The organism is Aromatoleum evansii, assembly GCF_012910805.1.
Taxonomy (GTDB): Bacteria; Pseudomonadota; Gammaproteobacteria; order Burkholderiales; family Rhodocyclaceae; genus Aromatoleum; species Aromatoleum evansii.
Genome location: NZ_WTVK01000012.1, coordinates 42,952 through 59,116 on the forward strand (window position 1 = coordinate 42,952; position 16,165 = coordinate 59,116).

Annotated in this window: 15 protein-coding genes; 3 read left to right on the plus strand and 12 right to left on the minus strand. The window is 66.5% G+C overall.

The window, feature by feature from the left end; translation table 11 throughout:
* Nucleotides 1-55: 55 nt before the first annotated feature.
* From GO615_RS07865 to GO615_RS07910, 10 genes are all read right to left on the minus strand, one after another.
* The gene (locus tag GO615_RS07865; protein ID WP_169126702.1) at nt 56-733 is read right to left on the minus strand and encodes a phosphoglycolate phosphatase; all 678 of its coding nucleotides are present in this window, start codon (nt 731-733) and stop codon (nt 56-58) included.
* A complete protein-coding gene (gene rpe, locus GO615_RS07870; RefSeq protein WP_169126704.1) occupies nt 730-1,425 on the minus strand; it encodes a ribulose-phosphate 3-epimerase in 696 nt (231 codons plus the stop codon). Before rpe ends, GO615_RS07865 begins: the two co-directional genes overlap by 4 nt.
* Nucleotides 1,426-1,571: 146 nt before the next feature.
* Complete coding sequence (locus GO615_RS07875; RefSeq protein WP_211166998.1) at nt 1,572-3,929, minus strand: GspE/PulE family protein; 2,358 nt, start codon at nt 3,927-3,929, stop codon at nt 1,572-1,574.
* 80 nt (nt 3,930-4,009) lie between these two features.
* Nucleotides 4,010-4,777 (minus strand): 3',5'-cyclic-nucleotide phosphodiesterase, encoded by a 768-nt coding sequence (locus GO615_RS07880; protein ID WP_169126838.1) that lies wholly within the window; start codon nt 4,775-4,777, stop codon nt 4,010-4,012.
* A 115-nt stretch (nt 4,778-4,892) separates the two neighbouring features.
* Nucleotides 4,893-5,594 carry an FHA domain-containing protein gene (locus GO615_RS07885; RefSeq protein ID WP_169126706.1) on the minus strand — a complete coding sequence of 234 codons (702 nt, stop codon included), beginning with the start codon at nt 5,592-5,594 and terminating at the stop codon, nt 4,893-4,895.
* 27 nt (nt 5,595-5,621) lie between these two features.
* Nucleotides 5,622-6,392, minus strand: a complete 771-nt coding sequence (locus tag GO615_RS07890; protein ID WP_169126708.1) for a PP2C family protein-serine/threonine phosphatase — start codon at nt 6,390-6,392, stop codon at nt 5,622-5,624.
* A 25-nt stretch (nt 6,393-6,417) separates the two neighbouring features.
* Nucleotides 6,418-7,371: an ornithine cyclodeaminase family protein gene (locus GO615_RS07895; RefSeq protein WP_169126710.1), complete on the minus strand. Its 954-nt coding sequence runs from the start codon at nt 7,369-7,371 to the stop codon at nt 6,418-6,420.
* 124 nt (nt 7,372-7,495) lie between these two features.
* Nucleotides 7,496-8,779 (minus strand): TRAP transporter large permease, encoded by a 1,284-nt coding sequence (locus GO615_RS07900; RefSeq protein ID WP_169126712.1) that lies wholly within the window; start codon nt 8,777-8,779, stop codon nt 7,496-7,498.
* Complete coding sequence (locus GO615_RS07905) at nt 8,776-9,477, minus strand: TRAP transporter small permease (RefSeq protein ID WP_169126714.1); 702 nt, start codon at nt 9,475-9,477, stop codon at nt 8,776-8,778. Before GO615_RS07905 ends, GO615_RS07900 begins: the two co-directional genes overlap by 4 nt.
* Before the next feature lie 94 nt (nt 9,478-9,571).
* Nucleotides 9,572-10,576, minus strand: coding sequence for a TRAP transporter substrate-binding protein (locus tag GO615_RS07910; RefSeq protein WP_169126716.1), 1,005 nt, complete (start codon nt 10,574-10,576; stop codon nt 9,572-9,574).
* 158 nt (nt 10,577-10,734) lie between these two features.
* Here GO615_RS07910 and GO615_RS07915 point away from each other — a divergent pair, with 158 nt between their 5' ends.
* The 3 genes from GO615_RS07915 to GO615_RS07925 all read left to right on the plus strand — a co-directional run bounded on the left by GO615_RS07915 (nt 10,735) and on the right by GO615_RS07925 (nt 13,760).
* The gene (locus tag GO615_RS07915) at nt 10,735-12,705 is read left to right on the plus strand and encodes a two-component system sensor histidine kinase NtrB (RefSeq protein ID WP_169126718.1); all 1,971 of its coding nucleotides are present in this window, start codon (nt 10,735-10,737) and stop codon (nt 12,703-12,705) included.
* Nucleotides 12,702-13,319 (plus strand): response regulator transcription factor, encoded by a 618-nt coding sequence (locus GO615_RS07920; RefSeq protein ID WP_169126720.1) that lies wholly within the window; start codon nt 12,702-12,704, stop codon nt 13,317-13,319. Before GO615_RS07915 ends, GO615_RS07920 begins: the two co-directional genes overlap by 4 nt.
* 69 nt (nt 13,320-13,388) lie before the next feature.
* A complete protein-coding gene (locus tag GO615_RS07925; protein WP_169126722.1) occupies nt 13,389-13,760 on the plus strand; it encodes an RNA-binding S4 domain-containing protein in 372 nt (123 codons plus the stop codon).
* Between the two features lie 27 nt (nt 13,761-13,787).
* Here the strand turns inward: GO615_RS07925 and tilS are convergent, their stop codons facing one another.
* Nucleotides 13,788-15,122 carry a tRNA lysidine(34) synthetase TilS gene (gene tilS / locus GO615_RS07930; RefSeq protein WP_169126732.1) on the minus strand — a complete coding sequence of 445 codons (1,335 nt, stop codon included), beginning with the start codon at nt 15,120-15,122 and terminating at the stop codon, nt 13,788-13,790.
* Nucleotides 15,091-16,059, minus strand: a complete 969-nt coding sequence (locus tag GO615_RS07935) for an acetyl-CoA carboxylase carboxyltransferase subunit alpha (RefSeq protein ID WP_169126734.1) — start codon at nt 16,057-16,059, stop codon at nt 15,091-15,093. The genes tilS and GO615_RS07935 overlap by 32 nt, the downstream gene beginning before the upstream one ends.
* Between the last annotated feature and the right edge of the window lie 106 nt (nt 16,060-16,165).

Here is a 16,165-nt window from a genome sequence, read left to right on the forward strand (position 1 = left end):
GTAGGTCACGATGTCTCGATCGGATGATGGAGTCTTGCGGATATGCGCCGGGCCTTCACGCCGCTTCGATGCGGTCGAGCGCCCCGGTAGCGACCGATAGTAGCCCATCGCATTCGATGGTGTCCACCGGCATGCCTTCGCTATATCCATAGGTCACGAGCAGCACCGGCATGCCCGCGCCGCGGGCGGCGAGTGCGTCGTTGGCTGAATCGCCGATCATCAGCGCGTGCGGCGACGGCACGCCCAGCAGCTCGCAGGCGTGGTGCAGCACGGCCGGATCGGGCTTCTTCACCGGCAGCGTGTCGCCGCTCACCACCGCGTTGAAATAGGATGTCAGGCCCATGCGCTCGAGCAGCGGCAGCGTGAAGGCCTCCGCCTTGTTGGTGACGCAGGCAAGCCGCAGCTCCATCGCGCGCATCGCCTCCAGCGTCTCGACAACGCCGGGGTAGATACGCGTGCTGCGGCCATTGACGATCGCGTAGTGGCGCCGGAACACGATGACGGCCTGCTCGATCTCGTCCTCGCCCGCGTGAGAGTCCTCGGTCATGCAGCGGCGCACGAGGTTGGGGATGCCCTTGCCGACGAAGGAATGTATCTGTTCGAGCGGGCGGGCCGCACGGCCCATCTCGGCGAGCATCAGGTTGGCCGCGTCGGCGAGGTCATGGATCGTGTCGAGCAGCGTTCCGTCAAGGTCGAACAGCACCGCCCGCACCGGGAAGCGCGCGAGGCTCACTGTTTCACCTTCGCCAGTTCCGCGCGTAGCGCGGCGATCACGCTGTCGTAGCGGTGGGGGTCGGCGTCGCGCCCGGCGCCGAACACCGCCGAGCCGGCGACGAAGGTGTCGGCGCCCGCAGCGGCGATCTCGGCGATGTTGTCGACCTTCACGCCACCATCGATCTGCAGCAGGATATGGCGCCCGGTGGCCGCCTCGTAGGCATCGAGCCGCTCGCGCGTCGCACGCAGTTTCCCGAGCGTGCCGGGAATGAACTTCTGCCCGCCGAAGCCGGGGTTCACGCTCATCAGCAGCACCATGTCGATATCGTCGAGCGCGTGATCGAGGTAGTGCAGGGGCGTGGCGGGATTGAACACCAGCCCCGCCTTGCAGCCATGATCACGGATCAGCGCGAGGGTGCGGTGGATGTGGTCGGACGCCTCCGGATGGAAGGTGATCACGTTCGCGCCGGCCTTGGCGAAGTCCGGGATGATGCGGTCGACCGGCTTCACCATCAGGTGCACGTCGATGGGCGCCTCGGTATGCGGGCGGATCGCCTCGCACACCAGGGGACCGATCGTGAGGTTGGGCACGTAATGGTTGTCCATCACGTCGAAATGGATCCAGTCGGCGCCGGCGGCAATGACGTTGCGCACTTCCTCGCCGAGGCGGGCGAAGTCGGCCGAGAGCAGGCTGGGGGCAATGCGGTACATTGTTATGTTCTCCAGGGGGCCGGAGCGCCATTTTAGCGCGCGAACCCTGTCCCCTGTGGAGCGGGCTATGTGGGAGCGGCTTCAGCCGCGAATCGGCGCCCATTCGCGGCTGAAGCCGCTCCCACAGTGAAAATCGCGCCGCCCCCTCAGCGCACGCACACGCGCCGCACCTGCTCCATGTCCGTGACGCCCGCGAACACCTTCTCGATGCCGTCCTGGCGCAGCGTGCGCAGGCCTTCGGCCAGCGCCAGCGCGAGGAGCTGGGCGACGCGCGCGCGCTCCTGGATCAGGCGCTTGACCTCGTTCGAGGCGACCATCAGCTCGTGCAGGCCGACGCGCCCGCGGTAGCCACCGTTGCACTCCGTGCAGCCCACCGGGCGATACAGCGTGAATTGGCCGTCCGCACCGCCGTGCTCAGCCTTCAGCCGGGCCAGCACCGACGCGCGCGCGGCCGCCGGGTCGGCCTGGAAGTCGGGCGTCGCGATCATGTCCTCGCAGTACTCGTCGAGGATCTGCTGCACTTCGCCGTCATCCGGGCGATAGGCCTCCTTGCACTTGCACAGGCGCTTGGTGAGGCGCTGCGCGAGCACGCCGAGCAGCGCGTCGCCGAAGTTGAACGGGTCCATGCCCATGTCGAGCAGGCGCACGATGGATTCGGGCGCGCTGTTGGTGTGCAGGGTCGAGAACACGAGGTGGCCGGTGAGCGAGGCCTCGATGCCGACCGACACCGTCTCCTTGTCGCGCATCTCGCCGACCATGATCACGTCCGGGTCGGCGCGCAGGAAGGAGCGCATCATGGTCGCGAAATCCAGCCCCGCCTTGCGGTTCACCTGCACCTGGCGCAGGCCCTTCTGCGTGATTTCGACCGGATCCTCGGCGGTCCAGATCTTCGTCTCGGGCGTGTTGATGTGGCCGAGGATGGAGTGCAGCGTGGTCGTCTTGCCCGAGCCGGTCGGGCCGCACACGAAGAACAGGCCGTAGGGCTTCACGATCACCGATTTCAGGCGCGCGAGGTTGTGCGGACTGAGGCCCAGCTTGTCGAGCGGCAGCGGCTCGCTGTTGGCGAGCAGGCGCATCACGACGTCTTCCATTCCGCCCGCGGTCGGCACGGTGGCGACGCGCAACTCGATGTCGAGCGGCGCGAACTTGCGGAACTTGATCTTGCCGTCCTGCGGCCGGCGACGCTCGGAAATATCCAGGTCGCACATGATCTTGATGCGCGTCACGAGCGGATTGCGGTAGCTCGCCGGGATCTGGATGTAGGGCACCAGCGTGCCGTCCTTGCGGAAGCGGATCAGCGTCTTTTCCTTGCCCGGACGCGGCTCGATGTGGATGTCGGACGCTCCCTGGCGGTGCGCGTCGATGATGATCTTGTTCACGAGCTTGACGAGCTCGTTGTCGGCCGCGGCGGAGACGTCGTCCGCAACCGAGCCGTCCTGCTCGTCGTCCATGAGGTCGTGCAGCAGGTCGTCGACCGAGCCGCTCTCGATCGTCGGCTCGAAGTAGTGGTCGACCGTCTGCTCGAACTCGCAGTGCGTCGTCACGCGGTAGGCGAGCTTCTTCCGCGGGAACACGTTCTCGGCGACGCGCGACACGCGCACCTGCTCGGGGTCGTAGGTGAGCAGCACGACCCCCTCGTTGGTCTCCTCCAGCGGCAGCCACTGGTTCTGCTGCACGTATTCGCGCTTGATGTTGCGCAGCAGGTCCATCTGCTTGACGCGATCGGAGCGGAACGGCTCGTATGCGACGTTGAAGAAGCGCGCCGCCGCATCGCCGATCTGCGCCAGGGGAAGTCCATATTTTTCCACCAGGACGTCCTCGACATGGGCGCCGGTCTCGCGCGAGATGCGCGTCGCATCATCCATCTCGCCTGTGGCGATGCGCCCGTCGGCAATCAGAGCGTCATAACGCGAACGCAGGGCCGCGGGCGCATTGCTGCGCTGCGCGAATGCCACCCCGAGGGTTTGCGCCAGCCCCAGCAGCCCTTCCTTGGCCACGGGCGAGAAATCCGCACCGTCCCTGGGATTCATCACCTGGATGATGCCATGCAGCTTGCCACTGTTCGGATCGACGATCGGCGCGCACAGCATCTGCCGCGTCCGCGCGCCTGCGAGACTGTCGCTGATCGTGCGGAAGCGCAGTTTCGGCGAGATCGCCGCGAGCTCCGCGGCATCGTAGACGTCGTGCAGGTTCAGCGCTTCGCCCGTCATTGCAACATAGCCCGCGATGCTGCTCTCGTCGATCGGCAGGCGCGCCCCCGGCGCCGCTCCGCGGCCGGTCTTCACCCGGGCCACCAAGTGCGTGCCGCCCTGATTGACGACGAAGAAGGACAGGCGCTCCGCAGCAAACAGGGAGCACAGCTCGGACGACAGCTCGGACACGATCTCGTCGATATCCTTGCTCGCATGGATGCGTGCCGTGATCGCCTGAAGGCCCTTGAAGAAGGCCAGCCGCGTTGCGACCTCCCCCCCTCCGGGTTTTGCTTGCGTCGTGCTCATGGTCATGCGGGTACCTGCTGTGCGGGACGTTTGGATGACAAACAATCTGAGCCGGCCATTCTAGCGGCAGCCGCGCAGCGGGAGAATCAGAACTCGATGACTTGCCCCTGGCGCAGGGCGGACGCGTGCAGACGTGCCCCCGCTGCCGCGATCTGTGCCATGACGCGTTCGCCCTGGCCCGGCTTGATGTGGCTGATATGCACCTGGGGGTTGCCCGCGATTTCGTCGAGGAAGGCCGCCACCATCGTGGGGCTGAGGTGGCGGGAAGCGAGCGCGAGTCCGTGCTGCTCGTCGGGAAACGCGGACTCGATGATCAGGTGGCGCAGATCGCGGCAGGCATTGATGGCAGTCACGAGCTCGGGCGAGTAGGTCGTGTCCCCCGAATACACCAGCTGCCCCTTACCGCCGTCGAGGCAGTAGGCCACAGCCGGAACGCTGTGCAGCGCCGGCAGTGGCGTGATGGAGCGATCGCCGAGGCGGATTTCCTCGCCGACCTTGATCGGCTGCATCCTGAGAAAGGGCCGGCGACGATCGGGGATCGCGGTGAAATCGGGCCAGATCAGCCAGTTGAAGACGTGGGCGCGCAGGATGCGCAGCACCTCGGGGATCGCATACACGGTGATCGGCGCGCCGCGCATTTCGCCGACCGCATCGACGATCAGCGGAATCGCCGCGATGTGGTCCATGTGCGAGTGCGTGACGAAGATGTGATCGATGGCCACGAGTTCCTCCAGCGCCAGGTCGCCCACCCCGGTGCCGCAATCGATCAGCATGTCATCGTCGGCGAGGAAGGCGGTCGTGCGGGCCTCGGGTCCGCCAATGCCTCCACTGCAGCCCAGCACCTTCAGCCTCATCATTCCCCGCGCGTGCAGCGCCGCCCGACCCGATGGCTCAGCAGCTCGTTTCTCGTCTGCAATACGCTAGCACCCCCCCTCGGGAAACGTCGTGCACTAAGACACACGACCAGCATCAGTCGGCGAGCGAGAACGCCATGCGCACACCGGCGATCTCGAGGATGTCCCCGTCGCCGAGCGGATGGGCTCCGGCTTCTATCGGGCGGTTATTCACCTGCGGGAAGGTCCCGCCTTCGGCATGGGCAATGAAATAGCCCTGGGGACGCCGCGTGATCACGGCGACCTGCACACCGGGCTTGCCGAGCGTGACCATCGCCTTCGCCAGCCGCAACTCGCGGCCAGCGGTGGGGCCGGTCAGGACCTTGATGATCCCGAGCCGCAGGTCGGCTTCCTCCTGTTCGGCCGTGACGCTCGCAAGCACTTCCGGAGGCAGCATCTGCGTCGCGTCGCTGCGCTGATCGGCGAATGCTCCTGCAGAGGAGCGCAGCGCATCCGACGGCTCCACGCGATCGCCGCGCGGACGACGCTTCACGTCGGCGAGGAACTTGAGCCGGTACTTGCCGAGCTCGATCACGTCATTGTTGCGCAGCACGGACTTCTTCACCGGCTGGCCATTCAGGTAGGTGCCATTCGTGCTGTTCTGGTCCTCGAGGAAGGAGTCGTCGAGGATGGTCGTGATCAGCGCGTGCTGGCCGCTGATCGCGAGATTGTCGATCTGGATGTCGTTGTTGGGCTTCCGTCCGATCGAGACCTTCTCCTTGTCGAGGGCGATTTCCTTGAGCACCAGACCGTCCATGCTGAGGATGAGCTTCGGCATCGTTCCTTTCCTTCGTCCATGCGGCGCTCATGCCGCCATACGCACCAGAATCACGGAGATATTGTCGCGCCCGCCCCGCTCGTTGGCCAGCGCCACCAGACGGTCGGCGGCTTCTTCAAGACGCATCACCCCCGATTCGACAGGCTCCAGCACCGTGGCGATCGCGGCGTCGTCGAGCATGTCGGTCAGCCCGTCGGAGCACAACAGGAAGACGTCACGGGGAAAGGCAGAATGGCTTCCCGACTCGGGCAGCACCACGGGCGAAACGCCCAGGCCGCGGGTCAGCAGACCACGGAACTGCGAGTGCGCGACTTCCTCGGGCGCGAGGATGCCGGCATCGACCAGTTGCTGCAGCATCGTGTGGTCGCGCGTCAGCTGCTCCAGCACGCCGCCGCGCAACCGGTACATGCGCGAATCGCCGACATGCGCCGTCAGCACGCGGTCGGCGAGAAATGCGGCGACGACCAGCGTCGAGCCCATGCCGGAGAGTGCGGAATCGCGCGCCGCGGCGGCACGGATCTCGGCATTCGCTTCGCGCACGGCGACCTCGAGCACCGCCGCGACGCGCTCCGCCTCGTTGTCATCCGGCGCGACGAGTTCGCGTTCCAGGCACTGCAGCGTCACCTCCACGGCCATCCGCGACGCGACGTCGCCGCCGCGATAGCCGCCCATGCCGTCGGCCAGCACCGCCCACCCGCGATCTTCGTCGACCGCCAGCGAATCCTCGTTGCGCTTGCGCACCCTCCCCACATCGCTGCATGCACAGAACTCGAGGCGGATCGGCGATTCGGAGGACATGGTCAGATGGCGCGCCGCTACGCCCTCAGTACGGCAATTCGCAGCCGAGACCACGCTCGCGTGCGAGTGCCACGACACGGGCCGCGACCGCGATGTCCTGGATCGCCATGCCCTGCGACTCGAACAGCGTGATCTGGCCGGCGGCGATGCGCCCCGGCCGTACGCCGGCGATCACTTCGCCCAGTTCCACCCAACGCCCCGGCTGGGTGCGCCCCTTCTCCAGCAGCGGCATCAGGTCGCCCGCCTCGCGCACCGCGACCTCGCGCGAATCGACGCAGATCACGTCGGCGCGCCGCACCGCCGCCTCGGACAGCTCTTGGCGAGCCAGGCTGTTCGAGCCCGCCGCGGTGATGTGCGCCCCCTCCGCGAGCCAGTTCGCATCGAACAGCGGCTTGGGCGAGGTGGTGATCGTCACGACCACGTCCGACCCGCGCACGGTGTCCTCGGCGCTGGCCGCCGGCACGACCTCGCGCCCGGTCTCCCGGCTCATCTGCGCACAGAAGGCCGCCAGCCGCTCCGGGTTGCGCGCGAACACCTTGACGCGCTCGATCGGCCGCACCGCGCACAGCGCCAGCACCTGCCCCTGCGCCTGCCAGCCCGAGCCGAACACGCCGGCCACGCGCGCGTCGGCACGTGCCAGCCACTTCGTCGCGACGCCGCCGGCCGCGCCCGTGCGCATCATGCCGAGGCGGTCCGCTTCCAGCACCGCGACGGGATCGCCGCTCGTCGCATCGAAGAGATGGACCCAGAAACGGTTGCGCCCCCCCGCGGACGTATACACCTTGATGCCGGTGAGATTCAGATCCGGCACGCCACCCTGCAGCAGGTGCGTGATCGACGCCGGCAGGCGCACGCGCTGGCGCGGGAAGTCCACCGTCTCGCCGCGCCCCTGTGCGGCCATCACCTGCTCCACGGCGTCCAGCACCATCGGCATGTCCAGCAGGCTGCCGACCTCTTCTTCCTTCAGGTAGATCGTCATGGGCGCGAAGTCGTCCTTCAAAACGTTGGGGCCGCGCACGGCCGATGAACCAGTCTACTCCAGCTTTGCAGCAACGAAAAAAAGCCCGCCGGAATAGGCGGGCTCTTGCGCGCAACGCGGCCGATTACATCATGCCGAGCGCCCTGGGCAGGGCCAGCGAGATCCACGGCACGTAGGTCACGAGCACGAGGAAGACCAGCATCGACACCAGCCACGGCCAGACGGCGACGGTGAGTTCCGTGATGCCCATCTTGGTGATGCCCGAGGCGACGTAGAGGTTCAGGCCCACCGGCGGATGGCACATGCCGACTTCCATGTTCACCACCATGATGATGCCGAAGTGCACCGGGTCGATGCCCAGCTTGATCGCGATCGGGAACAGGATCGGCGCCAGGATCAGCACGATCGACGACGGCTCCATGAAGTTGCCCGCGATCAGCATCAGGATGTTGGCCATGATCAGGAAGCCGATCACGCCCACGCCGGTGCCGATCATGAAGTCCGCCATCTCCTGCGGGATGTTCTCGTGCGTGAGCAGGAAGGAGAACAGCACCGCGTTGGTGATGATGTAGAGCAGCATCGCGCTCATGTTGGCGGAGTTCAGCAGCACCTTGGGCACGTCCTTCAGGCCCAGGTCCTTGTACACGAACACCGCGACGAAGAACGCATACACCGCACTCATCGCAGCCGCCTCGGTCGGCGTGAAGATGCCCGAGTAGATGCCGCCCATCACGACCACGATCAGGAACAGGCCCCAGGCCGACTCCTTGAACGCCTTCAGCCGCTCCGTCCAGCTCGCCTTCGGCTGGCGCGGGTAGCCGAACTTGCGTGCCCGGTACCAGGTCGTGAAGCCGAGGAAGGCCGCCAGCATCAGGCCCGGCACGACGCCCGCCATGAACAGCGCGCCGACCGAGGTGTTGGTCGACACCGAGTACATGACCATCACGATCGACGGCGGGATCAGGATCCCGAGCGCGCCCGAGGTGGTGATGACGCCTGCGCCGAACTTGTTGGGGAAGCCCTGCTTGACCATCGCCGGCAGCAGGATCGCGCCGATCGCGACCACCGTCGCGGGGCTGGAACCCGACACTGCGGCGAACAGCGCGCAGGCGAGCACGCCGCCCAGGCCCAGGCCGCCGTGCCAGTGGCCGACCATCGCGGTGGCGAAGTTGATCATCCGCCGCGCCACCCCGCCGTGGGTGAGGAAGTTGCCGGCGAGGATGAAGAACGGGATCGCCATGATCTCGAACTTCTCGATGCCCGTGAAGAGCTTCAGCGCGACCGACTCGATCGGCACCTGGGTCATCGTGAACAGGAAGGTCAGGACCGTCAGACCCAGCGAGATCGAGATCGGCATGCCGGTGAGCATCAGCACCAGCAGGATGACGAAGATGATTGCGGCGCTCATTGCTTGCCTCCCGTGACGTCGCGGTCTTCGCCGATCTGTTTGTGCTTCAGGTCGTGCGGATGCAGGTTGTCACCCATGTCGAGGTAATTGGCATCCACCGGCAGGTGCTCCTCGTCGATGCCGTCGACGTGGCCGTGATCGTGGTGCGGCAGCTCGCCCGTGCGGATGAAGGACACCATCACCTGCAGGAAGCGGAAGCACATCAGGTAGGAGCCGAGCGGGATCGCGGAATACACGATCCAGGTCGGCCATTCGAGGTCGGGCGTCGTCGGCCCCTCATAGAGGTCGCCGACATCCATGCCGAACCAGGTCAGGAACTGGTAATGCGCGCCGTTTTCCAGCACGAAGGTGAGACCCAGCGTGCCGACGATGCCCGTAAACAGCGCCCCCGCACCGAGGCCGATGACGACGAACTTGGCGCGATTGGCATCCGACAGGCGGTTGATCAGCACATCGACGCCGACGTGGATGCCGGTACGCACGCCATAGGCGGCGCCGAACTTCGCCATCCACACGAACATGATGATGGTGAGCTCCTGGGCCCAGCCCAGGTTCAGGGAAAGCAGCCAGTCCTGCACGCCAGGAATGGCGAGACCGGAGCCGTAGCGATGGACGACGGACACGAAGATGATCAGCGTGGCCGCGCCCATGAGGAAGGTGATGAGCCATTCCTCGAGGTGATCGAGCACTTTTAGCATGGGATTCTCCCGCCGCACGACAAGCCCCCGCCACGCACTCGCGCAGCGGGGTCCCTGCCGTATCAGTTATCGATGGTGACGTTACGACGGCGAGTTACAGCTTGGACGGGTCGAAACCGGTGTCCTTGTAGATGGACTGGATCGTCTCGGCACCGATGCGCGATTCCATCTTCTTGTGCACCGGCACGAGCGCCTTCTTGAACGCCATCTTCTCGGCGTCGGTCGGCTTGTAGATCGCGGTCTTGCCCGATGCGCGCACCGCCTCGAGGGCCTTGTCGTTCTCCTCGCGCGCGATCTTGTTCGCGAACTCGGTCGACTCCTTCATCGCCTGCTCGAGCTGGCCACGCACCTCGGCCGGCAGGCCGTCCCAGAACTTCTTGTTGGTGATCACCGCATAACCCAGGTAACCGTGGTCGGTCAGGGTCATGTGCTTCTGCACCTCATGCATCTTCTGCGTGTAGAGGTTCGAGTGCGGGTTCTCGGTGCCGTCCACGACGCCGGTCTGCAGCGCCTGATACACCTCGGAGAAGGCCATCACCTGCGGGATCGCGCCGAGCGCACGCATCTGCTCCTCGAGCACCTTGGACGATTGCACGCGCAGCTTCTTGCCCTTGATGTCGTCCGGCGCCTTGATCGGCGTATTTGCCGACAGCGACTTGAAGCCGTTGTCCCAGAACGCCAGGCCCTTGATGCCACGCCCCTCGAGCTTGCCGAGGAGCTTCTGGCCGACCGGCCCCATCGTCACCTTGTGCAGGTCGTCGTAGTTGTCGAAGATGTAGGGCAGATCGAAGACCTCGAATTCCTTCACGCCCAGCGGGCCGAACTTCGCCAGCGACGGAGCGAGCATCTGCACGGCGCCCAGCTGCAGCGCCTCCATCTCTTCCTTGTCCTTGTACAGCGTGCTGTTCGGGTAGACTTCGACCTTGACGGCACCCTTGGTGTACTTCTCGGCAAGCTCCTTGAACTTGTCGGCAGCCTTGCCCTTGGGGGTGTCGTTGGCGACGACGTGGCTGAACTTGATTACGACGGGATCGGCGGCGACCGCAGCGGCGGACAGCCCCATGGCGACAAGACCGATGAAAAGGGCGCGGATCTTCATTCCACTATCTCCTCCAAATTGCATAGTTTTTTACCTGACCCATGTCCGGGCGGGTGCCGTGCAGCAACCAGAGGCGCCGGACACTTTCACCAGTCTATGAAGCCGCACGCATCTATTACATTGTGGACATCCACAACACCCCGCACCTACCCCCGCCCATGAGCACCCCGCAGGCGACCGCCCTTTCCGTCCGGCAGCGCTGGCTCACCGCCGTGCCCTACCTGACGGTGCTGCTGTTCCTCGCCGTGATCGCCGCGCTGGTCTGGTTCACGCGCAGCTACGACGAGGAAGAGCAGCGCGCCACGCTCATCAACGACGTGCTTTGGATGGAGCAGAACCTGCAGTTCAAGCTCGAACGCAACGCCGCGCAGCTCGCCCAGATCGGCCAGGAAATCCTCGCCGCCGACCGCCACCAGCCCCAGGCGTCTGCCGCGCTGCGGCAGCTCGTGCGCGCCGAGAACGGCCTCGTGCGGGTGATGTGGCTCGACGCGACGGGCCGCCTGCAGGGCGCCCTGCCGCCAATCGGGGACGGCGAGATGCTCGGCGAGCAACTTGGCGAGCAGTCCGCCGCCAACCTGCGCCTGGCCAAGGCCCTCGAACGGCGTGTCTATGGCCCGGTGTACGCCGCAGCCGGCGACCGCCAGCAATTCGAGGTGCACGTCCCGATCTACGCCGAAAACGGCTTTGTCGGCGCGATGATCGGCGTCTATTCGCTCCACGACCTCGTCACCCACGAACTGCCATGGTGGTTTGCCGAGCGCTACCGCGTGAGCGTGCACGACAGCGACGGACGCGAGCTCGTCGCGAAATCCAAGGTCGCCCCGCTGTCCGACCGCCAAAGCTACTCGATGGCCTTCGACCCGCCCGGCGGCGGGCTCACCCTGCAGGTCACCGCCTACCAGGGCGAGACGCGCTGGGTGCAGGTGCTGCTGATCGGTTCCATCCTGCTGCTCGGCGGCATCCTCGTGTGGAGCGTGCTGCAGCTGCGCCGCGAACTGCAGCGCCGCCACCGGGCCGAGCAGGCGCTGCGCAGCGAATCCCTGTTCCGGCGAGCCATGGAAGACTCCATGCTCACCGGCCTGCGCGCGCGCGACCTCGACGGACGCATCACCTATGTCAACCCCGCCTTCTGCAGAATGGTCGGCTACAGCGCCGAAGAACTCGTCGGGCGCACCCCGCCCATGCCTTACTGGGATCCCGAGTTCCTGCAGCAGACGCAGGAAATCCACGACCGCATCCTCGCCGGCGACGCCTCGCCGGAAGGCTTCGAACTGCGCCTGCGACGCAAGAACGGCGAACGCTTCGACGCGCTGATCTTCGAAGCACCGCTCATCGACGCCGCGGGCCGGCAGACCGGGTGGATGGGCTCGATGCTCGACATCACCGCGCAGAAACACGCCGAAGAGCTCGCGCGCCAACAGGAAGAACGCCTCCAGGCCACCTCGCGCCTGATAACGATGGGCGAGATGGCCTCGACGCTCGCGCACGAACTCAACCAGCCGCTCGCCGCGATCGCCAGCTACAACACCGGCTGCCTCAACCGCCTCGAGCAGCCGGAAATCGACCGCAGCGAACTGAAGGACATCTTCGACCGCATCGGCCGCCAGGCCCGCCGCGCCGGCGACATCATCCGCCGCGTGCACGACTTCGTGCGCCGCTCCGAGCCCAAGCGCGAGCGCCTCGACATCAACCTGATGATCCGCGAGGCGATCGGCCTCATCGAAGCCGACTCCACCAAGCGCGGCATGCGCATCGAAACCGATCTCGAGGAAGCGCTGCCGAGCGTCGCCGCCGACCCCGTGATGATCGAGCAGGTCATCGTGAATCTCGTGCGCAACGGCATGGACGCAATGCGCGACAACCCGCCCGCACGCCGCACGGTGCGCGTCAGCACGCGACGCGAAGGCGATACCCTCGTCGTGCGCGTCGCCGACAACGGCACCGGCATCGACGCGGAAACCGGCCGCCGCCTGTTCGAGCCCTTCTTCACCACCAAGGCCGAGGGCATGGGCATGGGCCTCAACATCTGCCGCTCCATTGCCGAACTGCACCATGGCCGGCTCGGTTTCGAAACCAACCCCGACGGCGGTACCATCTTCACCCTGTCGCTACCCGTGGAAACCCCATGACCCAGCCTTGCGCCCACATCATCGACGACGACGAAGCGATCCGCGACGCCCTGCAGTGGCTGTTCAAGACGCGCGACGTCGCGTGCGCCACCTGGCCGAGCGCCGAGAGCTTCCTCGAGGCACTGGAACCCGGCTGGCGCGGCTGCGTCGTGCTCGACATCCGCATGGAAGGCATGAGCGGCCTCGAATGTTTCGACATGCTGCGTCAGCGCGGCAACCAGCTCCCGGTCATCTTCATCACCGGCCACGGCGACGTCCCGATGGCCGTGGCCGCGCTGAAGAAAGGTGCGTTCGACTTCATCGAAAAACCCTTCAACGACAGCGATCTGGTGGACATCGTCATGCGTGCGCTGGAGATCGACGCGAACAACCACCGCGCCGAAACCACGCGCGAAACGGTCGAGGCGCGCCTCGCCACGCTCACCGCGCGCGAGCAGGAAGTGATGGAACTGATCCTCGCCGGCAAGTTCAACAAGGTCATCGCCGACGACCTGTGCATCTCGATGCGCACCGTCGAAGCACACCGCTCCAAGGTCTTCGAGAAGATGGAGGTGCGCTCGGCCGTCGAGCTCGCACAGCTCGTGAACCTGGTGCGCAATCGCACCCCCCACTGAATCCCGCGCAGGAGCCGCCGCACCGTGTCGCACACCGGGAACGCCCCCACACATCACGACGCCGGACGCATGCGCATCGACAAATGGCTGTGGGCCGCGCGCTTCTTCAAGACCCGCTCGCTCGCCAACCAGGCCATCGAAGGCGGTCACGTCAAGCTCAACGGCCAGGCGGTCAAGCCCGCACGCGAACTGCATATCGGCGACAGCCTCGACATCGTCGCCGGCGGCGCACACTGGACCGTAACCGTGCGCGGCCTCAACGAACAGCGCCGCCCCGCCGTCGAGGCGCAACAGCTGTACGAGGAAACGCCCGAAAGCTGCGCCCGCCGCGCGCTTGAAAAGGAAGAACGCCAGCTTGCCCCGGTACCCGGCAGCGACCTGCGCGGCCGTCCGACCAAGAAAGCCCGCCGCCAGATGCGCGGCTTCAGCGAAGGCTACTGATCGCGCACCAAGCGCCGCGAAGCGCCTTCAGCGCAGCCACTCGGGCACGACGCCGGGCTCGCCCGGCGCGCAGCGGAACTCCGCCGCGATGCCGATCTCTCCCACCCACGCCGCCACACCATCCACCCGCAACACCGGCAGGGTGCCCCGCAGCCACGCCGGAATCCCGGCCTCCTGGCACAGGTTCTTGAAGCTGCGGCGCGGCCGGCCGGTGCCCTCACGCAGCGCGAGCCCCGCCCAGCGCGACCCCAGCATCACCTCCTGCGCACGCTCGAGCGCAGCCCGGCTCAGCCCTTCGCCGACCGCCTCGACGAGCACCACCTTGCCCGTCCCCCACGACAACTCCATTTCGCCCTGCCACACCGTCGCCTGGCGGACCGGGATTTCATCCCCCGCCTCCAGCCACAACCGGTCGCGATAGGCGCAGCAGACGACACCCCCCAGCGACAGCCGCAACGGCTCCCCCGATACAACGCGCAACTGCCGCACCGCCTCAACCAGCCGCGCACGCGCCGGAGCCTCCAGGCCCATCGCGCGGATGCGCCAACGCAACAGGTTGCGCACGCGCTCGTCGGAGAGGCGCAACAGCTTTTGGCGCTCCAGCGTCGCCCCGCCACAGGCCGTCTCGTCGAGCTGCGCCAGTTCCCCGAGCAGCTCGTCCGCCTCACGGAACTGCGCGCTCGCGCGCGCTAGCACCGGCACCGCGGCGGGGAAAGCGCCCTCCAGCACCGGCATCACCCGGTGCCGCAGCAGGTTGCGCGCGAAGCGCTGGTCGGCGTTGCTCTCGTCCTCGATCCACGCCAGCCCCTGCGCCCGCGCATAGGCGAGGACCTGCGCGCGCCGCAAGCCCAGCAGCGGCCGCAGCCGCCCCGGCGTCCCCGCCTCGATCTCCCTCATCCCGGCCGCCCCGCGCACGCCGGCCCCCCGCAGCAGGCGGAACAGCAGCGTCTCGGCCTGATCGTCCTGATGGTGCCCGAAGGCCAGCCAGTCGCACGGCACACGCGCAAGCGCCGCATGGCGTGCGGCGCGGGCGGCCGCCTCGAGACCAGCCGGGTCGTCGCGCCGCACCTGCACATGAAAGGGATGGAAGACGACGCCCAGGGCGTCACACAATGTGCGACATGCCTCCAGCCACGCGTCGGCGTGGGGACTGAGGCCATGGTGAACATGCGCCGCCGCAAGCGTGAAACCGCCGCGCCCGCGCAGACGCGCCAGGCTATGCAGCAGCACGGTCGAATCGACTCCGCCGCTCAGCGCCACGCACACGGTCTCACCCGGCGCAACGCCGGCCGCCGCCAGCACCCCGGCAACGGCCTCTTCGACTACCGCCTCAGGCGGCGTTCTGTTCCTTGTAGCGGCCATAACTCATCAGTCGCTCGAAACGCTTCTCGACGAGTTCGGCCGGCGACAGGTCCGCGACCTGGCGCAGCGCATCCTGCAGCGCCCGCTTGAGCGACTGCGACATCGCACGGTGGTCGCGGTGCGCGCCGCCCACCGGCTCGTTGACCACACGGTCGATCAGGCCCAGCGACTTCAGCCGCGCGGCCGTGATGCCCATCGTCTCGGCGGCCTCGGAGGCCTTCTCGGCGCTCTTCCACAGGATGGACGCGCAGCCTTCCGGCGAGATCACCGAATAGGTCGAATACTGCAGCATCATCACCTGATCGCCCACCGCGATCGCCAGCGCGCCGCCCGAACCGCCTTCGCCGATCACCGTCGCGATGATCGGCACCTTCAGTTCGGCCATCACATACAGATTGCGGCCGATCGCCTCGGACTGGCCACGCTCCTCCGCGCCGATGCCCGGATAGGCGCCCGGCGTATCGACGAAGGTGAACACCGGCAGCCCGAACTTCTCCGCCGTGCGCATCAGGCGCAGCGCCTTGCGGTAGCCCTCGGGGCGCGGCATGCCGAAGTTGCGCAGGATCTTTTCCTTCGTGTCACGCCCTTTCTGATGGCCGATCACGACGCAGCTCTGGCCGTTGAAGCGCGCCAGCCCGCCGACGATCGCCTTGTCGTCGGCGAACGCGCGATCACCATGCAGTTCCTGGAAATCGGTGAAGATGTGGCGCACGTAGTCCAGCGTGTAGGGGCGCTGCGGGTGACGCGCGACCTGGGCGATCTGCCAAGGCGTCAGCTTGCCGTACAGATCCTTGGTCAGCGATTCGCTCTTGGCTTCGAGGCGAGCGATTTCCTCGGAGATATCCACCGCCGAGTCGTCCTGCACGAATCGCAGCTTCTCGATCTTCTCTTCGAGATCGGCAATCGGCTGTTCGAAATCCAGAAAGGTGGTCTTCATCCGACCCGTTCCAAGTAACCAAAACGCGCCATTGTAACGCTTCGTACGCCGCCGTCGCATCGCGACCTTCAACAGGGGCGCGTGACAGCGACTGCATCAGTGATGC

What these genes read in the sequence shown, in the direction of transcription:
- rpe (WP_169126704.1), bottom strand. Translation starts at nt 1,425, where the DNA reads ATGTACCGCATTGCCCCCAGCCTGCTCTCGGCCGACTTCGCCCGCCTC.
- GO615_RS07875 (WP_211166998.1), bottom strand. Translation starts at nt 3,929, where the DNA reads ATGACCATGAGCACGACGCAAGCAAAACCCGGAGGGGGGGAGGTCGCA.
- GO615_RS07880 (WP_169126838.1), bottom strand. Translation starts at nt 4,777, where the DNA reads ATGAGGCTGAAGGTGCTGGGCTGCAGTGGAGGCATTGGCGGACCCGAG.
- GO615_RS07885 (WP_169126706.1), bottom strand. Translation starts at nt 5,594, where the DNA reads ATGCCGAAGCTCATCCTCAGCATGGACGGTCTGGTGCTCAAGGAAATC.
- GO615_RS07890 (WP_169126708.1), bottom strand. Translation starts at nt 6,392, where the DNA reads ATGTCCTCCGAATCGCCGATCCGCCTCGAGTTCTGTGCATGCAGCGAT.
- GO615_RS07895 (WP_169126710.1), bottom strand. Translation starts at nt 7,371, where the DNA reads ATGACGATCTACCTGAAGGAAGAAGAGGTCGGCAGCCTGCTGGACATG.
- GO615_RS07900 (WP_169126712.1), bottom strand. Translation starts at nt 8,779, where the DNA reads ATGAGCGCCGCAATCATCTTCGTCATCCTGCTGGTGCTGATGCTCACC.
- GO615_RS07905 (WP_169126714.1), bottom strand. Translation starts at nt 9,477, where the DNA reads ATGCTAAAAGTGCTCGATCACCTCGAGGAATGGCTCATCACCTTCCTC.
- GO615_RS07910 (WP_169126716.1), bottom strand. Translation starts at nt 10,576, where the DNA reads ATGAAGATCCGCGCCCTTTTCATCGGTCTTGTCGCCATGGGGCTGTCC.
- GO615_RS07915 (WP_169126718.1), top strand. Translation starts at nt 10,735, where the DNA reads ATGAGCACCCCGCAGGCGACCGCCCTTTCCGTCCGGCAGCGCTGGCTC.
- GO615_RS07920 (WP_169126720.1), top strand. Translation starts at nt 12,702, where the DNA reads ATGACCCAGCCTTGCGCCCACATCATCGACGACGACGAAGCGATCCGC.
- GO615_RS07925 (WP_169126722.1), top strand. Translation starts at nt 13,389, where the DNA reads ATGCGCATCGACAAATGGCTGTGGGCCGCGCGCTTCTTCAAGACCCGC.
- tilS (WP_169126732.1), bottom strand. Translation starts at nt 15,122, where the DNA reads ATGGCCGCTACAAGGAACAGAACGCCGCCTGAGGCGGTAGTCGAAGAG.
- GO615_RS07935 (WP_169126734.1), bottom strand. Translation starts at nt 16,059, where the DNA reads ATGAAGACCACCTTTCTGGATTTCGAACAGCCGATTGCCGATCTCGAA.